This is a genomic window from Celeribacter litoreus (assembly GCF_020165855.1).
GTDB classification, from domain to species: Bacteria; Pseudomonadota; Alphaproteobacteria; order Rhodobacterales; family Rhodobacteraceae; genus Celeribacter; species Celeribacter litoreus.
This window is the reverse complement of the sequence record NZ_JAIUFY010000005.1, coordinates 689,160-704,669: the sequence shown is the minus strand read 5'-3', so window position 1 is coordinate 704,669 and position 15,510 is coordinate 689,160. Positions and strand designations below refer to the sequence as shown.

Annotated in this window: 17 protein-coding genes; 13 read left to right on the top strand and 4 right to left on the bottom strand. The window is 60.0% G+C overall.

What is annotated here, in order from left to right:
• The first annotated feature begins 91 nt into the window (after positions 1-91).
• The 13 genes from LA304_RS05435 to tsaD all read left to right on the top strand — a co-directional run bounded on the left by LA304_RS05435 (position 92) and on the right by tsaD (position 11,471).
• Positions 92-1,423, top strand: coding sequence for a pseudouridine synthase (locus LA304_RS05435; RefSeq protein ID WP_224502104.1), 1,332 nt, complete (start codon positions 92-94; stop codon positions 1,421-1,423).
• Between the two features lie 181 nt (positions 1,424-1,604).
• Positions 1,605-2,504 carry a 5-bromo-4-chloroindolyl phosphate hydrolysis family protein gene (locus tag LA304_RS05430; RefSeq protein WP_224502103.1) on the top strand — a complete coding sequence of 300 codons (900 nt, stop codon included), beginning with the start codon at positions 1,605-1,607 and terminating at the stop codon, positions 2,502-2,504.
• Positions 2,505-2,537: 33 nt separating this feature from the next.
• Positions 2,538-3,719: a toxic anion resistance protein gene (locus tag LA304_RS05425; RefSeq protein WP_224502102.1), complete on the top strand. Its 1,182-nt coding sequence runs from the start codon at positions 2,538-2,540 to the stop codon at positions 3,717-3,719.
• Complete coding sequence (locus LA304_RS05420) at positions 3,719-4,678, top strand: DUF2927 domain-containing protein (RefSeq protein ID WP_224502101.1); 960 nt, start codon at positions 3,719-3,721, stop codon at positions 4,676-4,678. Before LA304_RS05425 ends, LA304_RS05420 begins: the two co-directional genes overlap by 1 nt.
• A gap of 14 nt (positions 4,679-4,692) precedes the next feature.
• Positions 4,693-5,808 carry an SPFH domain-containing protein gene (locus tag LA304_RS05415; RefSeq protein ID WP_224502100.1) on the top strand — a complete coding sequence of 372 codons (1,116 nt, stop codon included), beginning with the start codon at positions 4,693-4,695 and terminating at the stop codon, positions 5,806-5,808.
• A gap of 5 nt (positions 5,809-5,813) precedes the next feature.
• On the top strand, positions 5,814-6,212 hold the full coding sequence (locus LA304_RS05410) for a hypothetical protein (protein WP_224502099.1): 399 nt from the start codon (positions 5,814-5,816) through the stop codon (positions 6,210-6,212).
• 14 nt (positions 6,213-6,226) lie between these two features.
• Positions 6,227-7,324 (top strand): primosomal protein N' (replication factor Y) - superfamily II helicase, encoded by a 1,098-nt coding sequence (locus tag LA304_RS05405; protein ID WP_224502098.1) that lies wholly within the window; start codon positions 6,227-6,229, stop codon positions 7,322-7,324.
• 71 nt (positions 7,325-7,395) lie between these two features.
• The gene (locus tag LA304_RS05400) at positions 7,396-8,319 is read left to right on the top strand and encodes a carbohydrate kinase family protein (protein ID WP_224502097.1); all 924 of its coding nucleotides are present in this window, start codon (positions 7,396-7,398) and stop codon (positions 8,317-8,319) included.
• A 2-nt stretch (positions 8,320-8,321) separates the two neighbouring features.
• Entirely contained in the window at positions 8,322-8,762 is a 441-nt protein-coding gene (gene dtd / locus LA304_RS05395) for a D-aminoacyl-tRNA deacylase (RefSeq protein WP_224502096.1), read from the top strand.
• Positions 8,763-8,831: 69 nt separating this feature from the next.
• Entirely contained in the window at positions 8,832-9,293 is a 462-nt protein-coding gene (gene tsaE / locus LA304_RS05390; protein WP_224502095.1) for a tRNA (adenosine(37)-N6)-threonylcarbamoyltransferase complex ATPase subunit type 1 TsaE, read from the top strand.
• Positions 9,290-9,892, top strand: a complete 603-nt coding sequence (locus tag LA304_RS05385; RefSeq protein ID WP_224502094.1) for a hypothetical protein — start codon at positions 9,290-9,292, stop codon at positions 9,890-9,892. The genes tsaE and LA304_RS05385 overlap by 4 nt, the downstream gene beginning before the upstream one ends.
• On the top strand, positions 9,889-10,491 hold the full coding sequence (locus LA304_RS05380) for an L-threonylcarbamoyladenylate synthase (protein WP_224502093.1): 603 nt from the start codon (positions 9,889-9,891) through the stop codon (positions 10,489-10,491). Before LA304_RS05385 ends, LA304_RS05380 begins: the two co-directional genes overlap by 4 nt.
• A complete protein-coding gene (gene tsaD / locus LA304_RS05375) occupies positions 10,479-11,471 on the top strand; it encodes a tRNA (adenosine(37)-N6)-threonylcarbamoyltransferase complex transferase subunit TsaD (protein ID WP_224502092.1) in 993 nt (330 codons plus the stop codon). Before LA304_RS05380 ends, tsaD begins: the two co-directional genes overlap by 13 nt.
• Here tsaD and LA304_RS05370 read toward each other — a convergent pair.
• From LA304_RS05370 to LA304_RS05355, 4 genes are all read right to left on the bottom strand, one after another.
• Entirely contained in the window at positions 11,468-12,919 is a 1,452-nt protein-coding gene (locus tag LA304_RS05370) for a pyridoxal phosphate-dependent decarboxylase family protein (protein WP_224502091.1), read from the bottom strand. The genes tsaD and LA304_RS05370 overlap by 4 nt on opposite strands.
• A 77-nt stretch (positions 12,920-12,996) precedes the next feature.
• Positions 12,997-13,728: a proteasome-type protease gene (locus LA304_RS05365; protein WP_224502090.1), complete on the bottom strand. Its 732-nt coding sequence runs from the start codon at positions 13,726-13,728 to the stop codon at positions 12,997-12,999.
• Between the two features lie 13 nt (positions 13,729-13,741).
• Positions 13,742-14,545, bottom strand: coding sequence for a transglutaminase family protein (locus tag LA304_RS05360; RefSeq protein WP_224502089.1), 804 nt, complete (start codon positions 14,543-14,545; stop codon positions 13,742-13,744).
• Between the two features lie 5 nt (positions 14,546-14,550).
• Positions 14,551-15,492, bottom strand: a complete 942-nt coding sequence (locus LA304_RS05355; RefSeq protein ID WP_224502088.1) for an alpha-E domain-containing protein — start codon at positions 15,490-15,492, stop codon at positions 14,551-14,553.
• Between the last annotated feature and the right edge of the window lie 18 nt (positions 15,493-15,510).

The window sequence follows — 15,510 nt, the reverse complement described above, 5'->3', positions numbered from 1 at the left end:
GAGAAGATAGAAGCAAGGCGTCGAAACACTTATATCTCTTTCAATGCATCTCCGAGCGGAGTATGAGCGCGCCAACGAAAGGCTCTTTCCCATGACTGACAGCGCAGACACCCCGAACAAGAAAACCCCTCCCGGTGACCGCATCGCGAAAGTGATGGCGCGCAGTGGCGTGGCCTCCCGTCGGGATGCAGAACAGATGATCGAAGAGGGCCGCGTGATGGTGAACGGGCGCAAGGTGACCTCGCCTGCCCTGAACGTCATGCCGAAAGACAAGATTTTCGTCGATGGCAAAGAGATCAAGGAAGCCGAGCCGCCGCGTCTTTGGCTCTATCACAAGCCCACGGGCCTCGTGACCAGCGCGAAGGACGAAAAAGGCCGCGAGACGGTTTTTGACAAACTGCCGCCGGAACTTCCGCGCGTGATGTCTGTCGGGCGTCTCGATTTGAACTCCGAGGGCCTGCTCCTCCTGACCAACGACGGGGAAATCAAGCGTCGTCTGGAACTGCCGGACACCGGCTGGCTCCGCAAATACCGCGTGCGCGTCAAGGGCACGGCATCTGAAGCGACGCTCGATACGCTCCGCAAGGGCGTCGAGATCGACGGCGAGAAATTCCAGCCCATGGAAGTCGTGTTTGATCGCCAACAGGGCGCGAACGCATGGCTCACCGTGGGTCTGCGCGAGGGTAAGAACCGTGAAATCCGCCGTGCCATGGAGCACATCGGCCTGACCGTGAACCGCCTGATCCGCATTTCCTATGGCCCCTTCCGTCTCGGCACCCTACAGCCGGGCGGCGTTGAAGAAGTGCGTGGCCGCGTGCTGCGTGACCAGCTTGGGCTTGAGGCCGATGACGACAAAGGGTTCGGCAAACCGAAGCGTGACGTCTCGCGTGGAGGCAAGCCTGGTGGTCCGCGCAAGGAAACACTCGGCCGCGATTCCCGCGACAAGAAACCTTTCGCCCGTGACGGTGGCAAACCGCAGTCTTCCGGCTTTAAGCGCCGCGATGACGATGGCTCCGAAGGGTTCAAGCCGAGAGGCCCGAAACCGGGTGGCAAACCCCGCTCCCAAGGGTTCAAGCGCCGCGATGACGACAGCTCCGAAGGGTTCAAACCGCGCGGTCCGCGTCCAGAGGGAGGAAAGCCACGTGGTGAAGGCTTCAAGGGCAAACCGCGCGGAGACAAACCGTTCGGCGACAAGTCCCGTGGCCCGCGCAAGGACGGCGACGCGCCACGCGGTGGCAAACCGTATGGCGACAAGCAGCGCGGTCCGCGCAAAGACGGTGACAAACCAGGCTTCAAATCGCACGGGTTCAAATCGCATGGTGGCGGCAAGGATGGCAAGCCGCGCTCTGCCGGTTTCAAATCTCACGGCGGCAAGCCGACGGGTGGTAAAACTGGCGGCAAACCGCGCAGCCGCGACTCCTGAGGGGGAAAGCGCGTGAAGCGCTCCCCTTAACCCTTTCACATGGCGAGATTCCTTCCTATGTTCGAGGAAAGGGTTTTCGACGTGTGGGGGTGGCGATGAGCGACAGCAAGTTTTCCAAACTGGCCTATTACCTTCTGGTCGCCCTGACGTTTTATGTGACGATCAAGGCGCAGGGGATGTAATGGCGAAACGCTACGGCTCCACCTACTCTCCTGACGGCACGGGCAAAGACGCGGAGAAATCCGCCCTCTCCGACGCCCGCCCGTTCGACGGCAAGAAACCGACACATGTCGGCGCCCGCTCCAACCTCCTGTTTTTCGCGGCCATTCCGCTCGCGTGGAAGGCATTTAGCGCCGAGCCCGTCGTCATGGCCGGATACCTCGTGGCGCTCGGTTGTCTGATGGGCGCGGCGCTCCTGACGCGTGAGGGGCTTAAGGCGCAAGAAGCCTATGAAGCCCGCAAGGTCGCGCGCCGTCCGGCAATCCCGCGCAAGATTTTCGGCTCTGCACTCACAGGGATCGGCCTCGGGCTCGTCGGCTGGTTTGGCTGGGGGCCGCTGGAAACCGTGCTTTTCGCCGTTCTCGGCGTAGTGCTCCACAGCCTCGCCTTCGGCCTCGACCCGTTGAAAAACAAAGGCTTTGACGAGGTCGATCTGTTCCAACAGGACCGTGTGGCCCGCGCCGTGGATGAGGCCGAGGCTCATCTCAAATCCATGCGGGACGCGCTCGAACAGGCAAACGACCGGCAGGCGCTCTCGCGGCTCGACAAATTCATCTCGACGGCCCGCGCCATGTTCCGGACGGTGGAGGACGATCCGCGTGATCTCACGGCGGCGCGAAAATACCTCGGGGTCTATTTGCTCGGCGCGAAGGATGCGACAGTCAAATATGCCGAACTGTGGACAAAGACCCGCAACACTCAAGCACGCGACGATTGGTTCGCGCTGCTTGATGATTTGGAGGCCAATTTCGACGCCCGTCACAAAGCGTTGCTTTTGGATGATAAGACCGATCTCGACATCGAGATTGAGGTCCTGCGCGACCGGTTGGCGCGCGAGGGGCTCTTGGAAAAGAAGACGTAAGAGTTAGCTCTTCAGGGATTAAGGGAATTTGAAATGTCAGAGACCACACGCCAAAAGGCCGAAGCCGCCCTCAAAGACATCGAAGAGGTGACGGCCGTCATTCTCCCCGAACCGAAGGGTGAGCTCATTGATCCCGCCGCATTGTCGGATACACCCGAGGCAGAAGAGGTCGCGCGGGCGAAAGCCGAGATCGACATGGCCGATACGAACTCGATCGTCCGCTTCGGCTCTGCGGCGCAGGCCGAGCTTCAGGTGATCTCTCAAGCCATGTTGCAGGACGTCAAAAACAAGGACGTCGGCCCCGCAGGGGATGCGCTTCGGTCGATCGTGACGACGATCCGCGGATTTTCCACTTCCGAACTCGATGTACGCCGCGAACGCAGTTGGTGGGAAAAGCTGATGGGCCGCGCTGCGCCGATGGCGAAATTCATTGCGCGCTATGAAGACGTACAAAACCAGATCGACAAGATCACCGACAACCTGCTCGGCCATGAGCACAAGTTGTTGAAAGACATAAAAGCGCTCGACATGCTCTACGAGAAAACCCTGAGCTTTTATGACCAACTCGCGATCTACATCGCGGCAGGGGAGCTCAAGATCAAAGAGCTTGATGAAGACGAAATTCCGGCGCTCGCGGCGGCTGTGGATGCGGCGCCGGAAGAAGATCAGGTGATCAAGGCGCAGGAACTTCGAGATCTGCGGGCCGCGCGGGACGATCTCGAACGCCGTGTGCATGATCTCAAACTGACGCGTCAGGTGACGATGCAGTCGCTGCCGTCGATCCGCCTCGTGCAGGAGAACGACAAATCTCTGGTGACGAAGATCAACTCGACCCTCGTCAACACTGTGCCGCTCTGGGAAACCCAGCTTGCGCAGGCCGTCACGATCCAGCGCTCTTCCGAGGCCGCACAGGACATCAAGGCGGCGTCTGACCTCACGAACGAGTTGTTGACCGCGAACGCCAAGAACCTGCGTCAGGCCAACAAGGCCGTGCGCGAGGAAATGGAGCGTGGCGTGTTCGACATCGAGGCCGTCAAAACCGCGAACTCGGAACTAATCTCTACCATCGAAGAGAGCCTCGCCATTGCCGACGAAGGCAAGCGCAAACGCGCGGCAGCCGAAGAGGAACTCAAAACCATGGAAGCCAACCTGCGCGACACACTAGCGGCGGCCAAGGCCACTGGCAACGCATCTGGGCCGTCTGTTCCGCGCTGATGGGCTGGTCGCGGCGACATATCTTTGGCTTGAGCGCAGGGATCATCTCTCTTGCGCTCTCTGCCTGTACGCCGCTGCCCTCCCCCGTTCCGCAGGCACGTCCCTCTGCGCCTGGAGTCTCTCCGACGCTGTCTGAGGAAGCTGCACGAAGCACGCGGAGTTTTGATCTCGAACGCTATTACGCGCGATTGCAAGCGGACCTTCTGACCCGTGACTTGCTCAGAACGGATGGGGGAGGGCCTGACGCGCCGTTCTCAAGCCGCCAGTTGGCGCAAAACTTTAATCAGATCGCCCTTCGCACGGAATATACCGCCGTCGGTGGGCGCTATATCGAACAGTCGGAGCCGCAGACGCTTCGCCGCTGGACCACGCCCGTTCGGCTCAGTCTGGAGTTCGGGGATGCCGTTCCTGACGCGATAAAGTCCGAGGACCGTGCGACGCTCACGTCGCTCACCCGACGTCTCAACCGCGCAACCAACCACCCAATTTCTGCAACGCATAGCGGCGCTGCGAACTTCCATATTTTCGTGCTTTACGAAAACGAGCTGTTCGATTTTGCTCCGCGGCTGACGGAATATATGCCGGGCATTGGCACCGACCTGATCTCGACAATCCAGACAATGGACCGCTCCACCTTCTGTGCCGTACTCGCGTCCGACAAGGACGACGACGGCAAGACCACCAACGCCGTCGCCGTGATCCGTGCCGAATTACCACCGCTTCAACGGAAATCCTGCTTCCACGAAGAGATCGCGCAGGGTCTTGGCCTCACGAACGACAGCCCCTATGCGCGCCCGTCGATTTTTAATGATGACGACGAATTTGCGACCCTCACCCAACACGACGAACTTTTGCTCCGCATCCTTTACGACCCGCGACTTTCCCCCGGCATGCCGCCCGAAGAGGCCGGCCCAATTGCAGCCGAGATTGCCCGCGAGTTGATGGGCGAAGATATCTGACGAAGGAGACCCACATGGGCATTTTCGATTTCCTGTCCGGCGAATTTATTGACGTCATCCATTGGACCGACGACACCCGCGACACGATGGTCTGGCGGTTCGAACGCGAAGGCCACGAGATCAAATACGGCGCGAAACTCACCGTGCGGGAGGGGCAGGCCGCTGTTTTCGTGCATGAGGGGCAGTTGGCCGATGTGTTCACGCCGGGTCTCTATATGCTCGAAACCAACAACATGCCGGTCCTGACAACGCTCCAGCACTGGGATCACGGCTTCAAATCGCCGTTCAAATCCGAAGTGTATTTCGTCAATACGACGCGCTTCTCGAACCTGAAATGGGGCACGAAAAACCCGATCATGTGCCGCGATCCGGAATTCGGTCCGGTGCGCATCCGCGCCTACGGGACCTACACTGTCAAGGTGTCCGATCCCGCGCTCTTCCTAACAGAGATCGTCGGGACAGATGGCGAATTCACCATGGACGAGATTTCGTTCCAGATCCGCAACATCATCGTGCAGTCCTTCAGCCGCATCGTCGCGGGGTCCGGCATTCCTGTTCTGGATATGGCAGCGAATACGGCGGATCTTGGCAAGCTCGTGGCGACTGAAATTTCCAAGGTCGTGGCAGAATACGGGCTGACGATCCCTGAATTCTATATCGAAAACATCAGCCTGCCCGAGGCCGTCGAAGCCGCGCTCGACAAGCGCACGTCGATGGGCATCGTCGGCAATCTCGACAACTACATAAAGTTCAACGCTGCCGAAGCCATGGGCGCGGAGAACTCCGCGATGGCGGCCTCGATGGGGGCTGGCATGGGCGCAGGTATCGGCATGTCCATGGCGCAACAGACACAGGCAGGACCGTGGGGCGCGCGCCCTGCCCCTACAGCCGCCGTTCAGACGCCGCCGCCCCCGCCGCCGGTCGAGCACGTCTGGCACGTGGCCGAAAACGGCCAGACCAAAGGCCCCTATTCGAAAGCTGAAATGGGTCAGATGGCGGCGAAGGGGGCACTCAAACGTGAAAGCTATGTCTGGACGCCCGGACAAGATGGCTGGCTGAAGGCCGAGGATGTGCAGGAACTCGCACAGCTCTTCACCATCGCCCCTCCGCCCCCGCCGCCGGGGGTATAAGCCCCGTGTGCACGCAAACCCGCGTTCAGGCCCCGAGTGATCCGGACCTGAGCCAATGCGATTACGGCGACGATTTTGAGCGCGCGTCAGAAATGGCGCGGCTCGCTATGGCGTTTTCGGGCTACCCTGTGCCGGAGCAACTTTTCCTCTCTGAGACCGCGAGTTGGGATCAGACGGGCGCGCCGAGCGTGATCGGCCAAGACACCATCCTCACGGCCCTGTCCGAGGTGTCTGCACCGGACGCCATCACCCTTACCCAGATCGTGATCGAAGGACGCGCGGCGACGGTCTCCGGCCACGCCCTGCGCGCGGGGCAGAGCCACCTGTTCTGCCATGTGCTCCGGTTTACCGACCCATCGCGCACTTGCCTCGCCCAGATCGTCAGTTTCGAACACCGCGGCTAGAGAGAGATTCCCATATGACCGGTGAACATCGTTTTCCCTGCGAAACCTGTGGCGCTGACATGCGATTCGACCCTGCGCGCGGGGAGCTAACCTGTGACCATTGCGGGGCCCATGAGTCGATTGAGACCGGTGGAGCGGCGCAACCGCGCGAGTTGAACTATGCCCAGGCCGTCAGGGACGGGCTTGGACAGGACCTTGCAGGCGCGGCTTCCGAGACCGAAGAATTGCGCGTGTCGGAATGCCCGAACTGCGGCGCGAAAATCCAGTTTGACGAGACAAACCACGCGACTGAATGCCCCTATTGCGCGACGCCTGTCGTGACGGGGACCGGCACGGTCCGTCAAATCAAACCCCAAGGCGTATTGCCGTTCTCACTCACGGAACAGACCGCGCAGGAGGCCATGAGCGCATGGCTCGGTCGTCTCTGGTTCGCACCCAATGCGCTCAAGCAATACGCGCGGAAAGGTCGCCGCCTCAACGGCGTTTACATGCCCTATTGGACCTATGATGCGCACACCGAGAGTGACTATTCCGGTGAACGTGGGACGGACTACTATGTAACAGTCAAGGTGAACGGCAAAACGCGGCGGCGGAGGCAGACGCGATGGCGTCGTGTGTCGGGCCACGTGCGCCGCGCATTTGATGATGTGCTTGTGCTTGCCTCGAACGCACTGCCGGTGAAATACACCCGCGCGCTGGAGCCGTGGGATCTTGCCGGGTTGGAGCCATATGTTCCCGACTACCTCGCGGGATATGCGGCAGAGGCTTACACCGTTGCGCTCGAAGACGGGTTCGAGCACGCTCAGGAGCGTATGAATGCGGTGATCACCCGCGACGTCAAGTTCGACATCGGCGGCGACCGCCAACGCATCCATGACCTGCGGACGCAGTATTCGCAAGTCACCTACAAACACATTCTCCTGCCAGTATGGTTCGCCGCCTATAAGTTCCGCGGCAAGACCTATCGCTTTGTCGTCAACGGGCGCACAGGTCAGGTGCAGGGCGAACGCCCCTACTCTGCTTGGAAAATCGCCTTTGCCGTAATCGCGGGTCTCATCGTGGCGGGTGCTATCGGATACGGGATCGCGCTTACGGAACAGGGCAGCTACTGACCGGTTTCCTCTTGCCTTGATAGCGCTAACGCGCATAAAAAGAGCATCAAAGTGAGACAAGGGAGAGCCTCATGATCCTCTGCGCCGGTGAAGCCCTGATCGATATGCTGCCACGCACATCCACGCTCGGGGAGGATTCTTATGCTCCCTACGCAGGTGGAGCCGTCTTTAATACGGCCATCGCTTTGGGCAGGCTCGGTGCAAAACCATCCTTCTATTCCGGCTTTTCTCAGGACTTTTTCGGAGACCTTCTCAAGTCAAAACTCGCGGAGAGTGATGTTGACGGCTCTCTGGCCGTCACGGCAGATCGCCCCTGCACCGTCGCCTTCGTCAAGCTGGTCGACGGTCACGCGACCTATGCGTTCTATGATGAGAACACTGCGGGACGCATGCTCACGGCAGAGGTCCTTCCGGACCTGCCCGAAAATCTAGACGCGCTGTTCTGTGGCGGCATTTCCCTTCCGGTCGAACCCTGTGGCGCGGCCTATGAGGAGCTGTTCACGCGCGCAGCCCCGACGCGTGTGACGATGCTCGACCCGAACATCCGCCCTGATTTTATCCGTGACGAAACCCGTTACCGCGCGCGGATCGAACATATGATCTCCATCGCCGACATCGTGAAAGTGTCGGACGAAGACCTGTTCTGGCTCTTGGGCGAAGCGCCTGTCGAAGACCTCGTGGCCAAACTCCTGACCCAAGGCCCGAAACTCATCTGTCTCACCGAAGGCGGCGACGGCGTGCGCGGGTTCATGGCGGACAAGGTTGTGCATGTTGCTGCTGAGAAGGTCGAAGTGGTTGACACCGTTGGTGCAGGCGACACGTTCAACGCAGGCCTCCTCGCCGCGCTCCAAAAGGCCGGCAAACTCACGAAAGAGGCGATTGCCAATCTCGATGCAGACACTCTAAAAGACGCGCTGTCGATGGGCGCGAGAGCGGCCGCAATCACGGTGAGCCGCGCGGGGGCAAACCCGCCGTGGGCCTCTGAACTGGAGTAATCATGCGCGCACTTATTCAACGGATTTCCGAAGCGTCGGTCAAAGTGGACGGTGAGATTGTCGGGCAAAGCGGCCCCGGTCTGCTCGTACTTGTTTGCGCCATGCGCGGCGATGAAACCGCACATGCAGACAAACTCGCCGCGAAGATTTCCAAGCTGCGCATTTTCAAAGACGACGCGGAGAAGATGAACCTTTCTGTCCGTGACGTCGGTGGATCTGCGCTCGTGATCAGCCAGTTCACACTCGCAGGCGACACCAAGGGCAACCGCCCCGGCTTTTCCACCGCCGCCGCACCGGATCAGGGCAAAGCTCTCTACGAGCACTTCACGCAGGCCCTCATCGCGCAGGGCGTCCCCTGTGAAAACGGAATTTTCGGCGCGGATATGAAGGTGTCCTTGACGAATGACGGTCCTGTGACCATCTGGCTCGACACGGACGCATAGACGCGCTGTCCCATGGACCTTTGACGCGTGATGTCCTAAAGCGACGTTGAACGATGAAAGGTCAGCCCCGTGGCGCAAGAAGTCATTCTATCGCTGGAAAACGAAGAGCAGACGGCGCAATGCGCCACCGCCCTCTCCGCGCATCTGCGGGCGGGCGATGTTGTGTTGCTCGACGGGCAACTCGCGGCGGGAAAGACCTTTTTCTCCCGCGCGCTCGTGCGGGCACTCGGCTCCGATGAGACTGTGACGAGCCCGACCTATACGATCGCAAACATCTACGAGACGCCCAAGGGTCAGGTGCTCCATGTAGACGCCTATCGCCTCAAGGGCGCGACCGAATTCTATCACCTCGGTCTTGAGGACGAGTTGGAGCATGGCATTGCCCTCATCGAATGGGGAAGCCGTCTGGGTGACTATTTCGATGCACCCTTGTCCATTCAGATTGGCTTCGGCGAGACGGAAACGGCCCGCACCCTGACGATTACGGCGGGTGCCCCCCGCTGGGCACCTGTTCTGGAGGCCCTCGCATGACATTGACCCTGATGCTCCAAGCCTCTAACGGCGTCCCCGCGCTCGCGCTCGGTCGCGGCGGCGAGATCGTGTTCGACAGCTCGAAAATCGAGACGCTCGTCGGATCGCGGGATTACCGGATGCTGTTGGAGACGGGGCTCTCGGAAATCGGCGCGGCTCTGCACGACATCACACGGATCGCCTGCGACATTGGCCCCGGCGGGTTGGGCGTGACACGCACGGCTGCAGCCTTTGCCAACGGGCTGGGCTTTGCGCTCGGCCTGCCGGTGCAAGCTGTGCCTGCGTTTGTGCTGCTCGGGGCTGAGGTCGTAAAAAACAAACCCGTTGTCATCCTGCGCAAAGCCGCCCGCCCACACGTTCACTTTGGCATCTATGAAGACGGTCGTTTGGTCGATTACGAACACTGTTTGCAGAAAGAGGCGCTTGCTCGGATCGCGACCATTCCCGACTATGACCTTGCAGGAAACGTCGAGATTGTCGGTCATGAGCCACCCGTGACGAACATGGCCTCAATGGAGACTTTTCTGTCATACCTGCTCGCCCAGCCGGAGGCAGAGCCAGACGCCCGCGCGTGGCCTATTGTGGAGGTGCTGTCATGACCCCGACCGTCGCAGAAATCGCAAAGGTTCTTGAAGAAGGCGGCGTTGTCCTCATTCCGACGGACACCGTGCTCGGCCTCGCTGCCTCCCCGACCTTTCCAGAGGCTGTGGATCGCATCTACGCACTCAAACAGCGCCCGCGGGACAAGAACCTACCCATCATGGTCGCCAATGAAGATCAGATTTTCGAACTGGGTGCGGACCTGTCCCTGAGCGCGGCCCAACTGATCGCGAGCAAATTTGTCCCGGGTGCCCTCACCCTCATTCTGCCGATTGATCAGACCCGCGCGCCCCACTGGCTCAAAGATCGCGTCGAGATCGCTGTGCGCATCCCGAATAACGATCGGCTGCTGGAAACGATGCGCATCGTCGGGCCGTTGATGGTGACGTCTGCCAATCTCTCTGGCGAAGCGACGCCCGAAACGACCGATGACGCCTGCGCCCAACTCGACGGGACACCCGATCTCGTGGTGCCGGGCGAGAGCGCTGCGCCCGCGCCGTCCACAATTGTGAACTGCATCGACGAACCTGTGCATATCGAACGCTTGGGCGTCGTGAGCGAAGAAGAGATTGCGAAGGTCTTGGAATGCGTGATCTGATCCTCGGCATTGAAACCTCGTGTGACGACACTTCTGTCGCCCTCGTGGACCGAAGCGGCCATGTCGCGGCAATCCGAACTGTGTCTCAGTTTGAAATCCATGAAGCATTCGGCGGCGTGTATCCGGAACTCGCCTCACGCGCGCACCTCGAAGCCATCCTGCCGACCATCGAAGGGGTGATGGCTGATGCCTCTGTCACGCCCAAAGACCTCACGGCGATTGGCGTGACCCGTGGCCCCGGCCTGATCGGGTCGCTGCTGGTCGGTTTGTCGACTGCTGAGGCCCTGTCTATGGGGTGGAATGTCCCCGCTTACGGCGTGAACCACCTGCGCGGGCATATTCGGTCCGTGGAGTTGGAAAGCGGCAGCACGGTCTTTCCGGCGGTAATCATGCTTGTGTCCGGCGGTCATACTCTCGTGGCCGAGCTCAAAGACCCATGGTCCTATCGCCTCCTCGGCACGACCCGCGATGACTCCGTGGGCGAAAGTTATGACAAGGTCGCGCGGATGCTCGATCTCGGGATGCCGGGTGGTCCGGCGATTGATAAGGCCGCGAAACTTGGCACGCCAGTTCTCCGCCTGCCCCGCCCGATGAAGAATGAGGGCTATGAATTCTCATTCTCCGGTCTCAAATCGTCTGTGGCGCGTCACATTGAACAGCATCCAGACGTCTCGACCGAAGACATGTCCGCTTCTTTCGTGGCCGCCTGTATGGACGTTCTCGCGGCCAAGGCTGACCGGGCACTGACCGAGTGCAAACCGAAGTCGCTCGTCATCGTGGGCGGAGTCGCGGCCTCCCCGCAGTTGCGTGAGGCGATGGCGGAAGTGGCTGGGAAACACGGCGTTGAGCTGTGCCTGCCGCCGACGAAATGGGCGACGGACAACGCGGCCATGATCGCGATGGCGACATGGGACTATATCGAGCGAGGGCTTCAGCCGGGATTGCAGCCGAAGCCGAACTTGAGCCTAGAGACGCCCTAAAGCACGCCCGACATTTTGAGATGTTCCCGCGCCTCGACGATGGCCGCGACTGCTGCGACGAGATCTTCGTCCCGCGTGCGGTGATTGACGAAGGCCGCGCGCAAACAGGTCACGCCATCCACTTTGGTCGTCGAGAACACCGCCTCGCCTGACAGTTGCAGCTCATGGGAAATGCGGGTGTTGAGCGCCGATTGCTCCTCTGTAGAGAGGCTAGCCGCAGCCGTGAACACGCAGATATTCGAGATGACGGGCGCCATGAGGTCCATGTCCGCCCGCTCCGCGACCTCTGAGGCGAACCGCGCAGCCTGTTGGCAATTCATCGTGATGGAGCCACCGAGCCGCGCCTCTCCGAGACTTTCGACGGCCATCCAAACTTTCAACGCGCGATCGCCACGGGACAGGTCCACGCCATAGTCACAGAACCACGGCTCCGCCCCGGCAAGACCTGCGGCTTGCCCTTCTAGATAGGCGGGGCGCGATGCGAAAGCCGCGCGTTGATCTGCGCCGTCGCGGATGAGGGCCAGCCCGCAATCGTAGGGAATAGAGAGCCATTTGTGGAAATCGCATGCGAGACTGTCAGCGCGTTCGATCCCGTCCGTGAGGTGCCGCCACGGCGCGTCTGCAAGACGTGTCCACGCGCCGAAAGCGCCATCGACATGAAACCAAAGCCCCTCATCCCGTGCGATATCTGCGAGCGCGTCGAGATTGTCGAACCGCCCCAAGTCCACCGACCCTGCGGTCCCGATCACGGCAAATGGACGAAGACCCGCCGCTTTGTCCGCTGCGATCCGCGCGCGCAACGCGTTCAAATCCATACCTTGATCTGTCTCGGGAATGCTGCGGAGCGCGTCTGAGCCCAAACCCAAAAGCTCCATTGCCTTGGCCGAAGAACTGTGGACCCCCGCTCCCGCGTAGGCCACGAGCGGTGCACCCTGTATCCCCTCTTTGCGTGAGGCCGCTCCGAGTGCGCGGGTGCGGGCAGACATGAGAGCGACGACGGTGGCTTGCGATGTGCCGGTCACAAGCACGCCAGAGGCCGTTTCCGGAAAGCCCATCACCCGCCGCGCCCAATCGATGACTGAACGCTCCACGTAACTCGCCACATGGTCGCGCCCGCCGCAGTTGGAATTCATCGTGGTCGCGACCAGTTCCGACAACAACCCGTGCGCGAGGCCCGTGCCATGCACCCATCCCCAGAACCGCGGGTGAGTGTTGCCAGTGTGATAAGGAAGGATTTCGGAGATCATCCGCCGGGTGGCTGCGACCTCACCTGTGCCGGTACCTGACAGCGCAAGCCGAGGGATGTCTTCGCGCGGCATGAGTTGCCATGGATAGTCTCGCGCGCCCTGAAGACGATCCACACAAAGGTCGAGGAGCGCATGAGCCTCAGCCCGAAAGCGGTCCCAATCCTCCGGATCAAGACCCTCGGTCGTGTGTTCGGTATCCATCCCTTGCTCCTCCCAAAGCTCGGGAGTGCATACTGGCCTCACGCCGATCGCTCAAGACCGAAGAGGCCGCGCAGGGCTCAGAATTCGAAACCGGGCAAGCTATCCATCGCCGATTTGAGCAATTCACCCCAACTCGTCGAAATCTCGAGATAGTAAGGATCGTCGCCCTCAATCCGGCGCTGTTGAGCCACTTTGTAGGTGTCTCTCTCAACGACCTGAAGATCAAACGGAAGGCCCACAGAAAGGTTCGCTTTCACTGTGCTGTCAAAAGAGACGAGCAGCAGTTTCACCGCATCCTCAAAGGACATCTGCGGGTCGAACGCGCGGACGAGGATCGGCTTGCCGTATTTCGTTTCGCCGATCTGGAAGAACGGTGTCTCTTTGCCAGCTTCGATGAAGTTGCCTTCGGGATAGATCAGGAACAAACGCGGCGGCGATCCTTTGATCTGACCGCCAAGTATCACGGTCGCGTTGAAGGCACTATCGGCGCGCTGGCCCTCGTCTGCATTGCTTGCGATGACCTCTTTAAGTGTGCGCGCAACAAGACGCGCAACTTGAAACATCGAGGGCGCTGACATGATCGACGGCTCACGGTCCTCGGGCGCTTTGGTGCGTTCATCGAGGATCGACACAAGCGCCTGCGTGGTCGCGAGGTTGCCCGCAGTCATTACCGTGAGAAGACGTTCGCCGGGTTCTTCCCAAGTAAACATCTTCTTGAAAGTCGAAATATTGTCGACGCCCGCGTTGGTGCGCGTGTCGGACATCATGACGAGGCCCGCATCGAGCATCATGCCAACGCAATAGGTCATTTCCCGTCAGCCTTTACTGCTGTTGTTGAATCACTTCGATTTCGACAGTGAGCGTTTCACCCTCTCCGCCGAATCTTGTGCCAATTACAGGTGCTGCCCCCTGATAGTCCAGACCTGTTGCAACGCGCACATAGCGCTGATCGGGACAAATTTCGTTCGACACATCGAATCCGACCCATCCGAGGCCATCGATATGGGCTTCGGCCCATGCGTGCGTGGCATCCTGAAGGGTGCGGTCGTCCATCATCAGGTAGCCGGACACATAGCGCGCCGGAAAGCCCATTTCGCGCGCGGCCGAGATAAACACATGCGCGTGGTCCTGACAGACGCCTTTTCCTTCTGCGAGCGCCTCTTCAGCAGTCGACTCTGTATCGCTCGCCCCGACTTCGTAGGTGACGGCCTCACCCACCGCACGCGACAGAGAATGCAGGCGCTCAAGATCATTCTCGCCCTCAAGCTTGCGCACCAGAGCGCGCACACCGCTGCCGGGTTTGGTGAGCGGTGTCACCTGCTCGAAGAACCAGAGCGGAGCGGGGCCAATATGACGCCCGACAACACCGTGCGTCTCGGAAATCTCCACGGTCCCCTGACAGGTGATCGTGAGTTCATGGGTGTCTTTCTCGAACGAGATCAGATCAACCACGTTGTTGAGGTGGTCGATGTAGTTGAGCTCTTTCGTGCCCCCGGTGACGGAAATCTCCCAATCGAGGACTTCCTGACCATGCGTGCTCTTTGGTGTTTTGCGAAGTTGCTGAAGCCCGTAGGTGACGGGATTTTCAAACGTGTAGCGGGTCGTGTGACGGATCGAGAGGCGCATGATGGTTACTCGTAGAAGCGGTAGTCTTTTTCAATCTGCGCACCGAGCTCTCCCAGAGCGTTCAGGACAGATTGAATATATTCGTGCAGACCGGCCTCGAAGACAACTTCGATGTCATTGTGCATGAAGCTCTCAACAAGCCGCTGCGCGAGGACAGACGACTCCGGTTCCGTTTTGTAGTCGGACGCCAGATAGCGCAGGTTTGCGTAGATTTTCGTCGCACAGAAGTTCAACGAGCGCGGCATGCGTTTGTCGAGGATCAGGAATTGCGCGATATCGCGGGCGTTGACCTGTGAGCCATAGGCCATCCGGAAGCCACCGCGCGCTGACAGGCTGCGCAAAATGGTCTCCCAATGCACGTTATCGAGCGAGGAACCCACGGAGAAGGCAGACGGCAAAAGCACGTAGTACTTCACGTCGAGAATACGCGCCGTGTTATCCGCACGTTCAAGGAAAGTACCGAGGCGCGCGAAATCATAGATGTCGTTCCGCAACATCGTGCCATGCGTCATCCCGCGCACCAGAGCCGTGCGTTGACGGATCACTTCGAGGACCGCTGGCAAATCCCGCTCGGTCACTTTGCGTTTGAGAATTTCCTGCGCCTTCATGTAGCAGCCATTCAAGGCTTCCCACACTTCGTTGGTGAGCGCGGTGCGCACAAGGCGCGCGTTTTGGCGGGCGGCGCTGATGCTCGACAAGACGGACGACGGATTGTCCTTGGAGCGGAGCATCCAATCGATAGCTCCGTCTTTCGTGACTTCGTCATGGGTCTCTTTATAGCCATGAAACATCGACGCGCTCTGCATCACAGAGGCCCATTCGTCATCATCCTGATCAAGGCGCGTGAGACCGATCCGTTGGCCGGTTTCAATCAGACGGGCGGTGTTTTCAGCACGCTCCAGATAGCGGTACATCCAGTAGAGGCCGTTTGCGGTTTTTCCCAGCATTGTTCTTTCCTCCTGCCC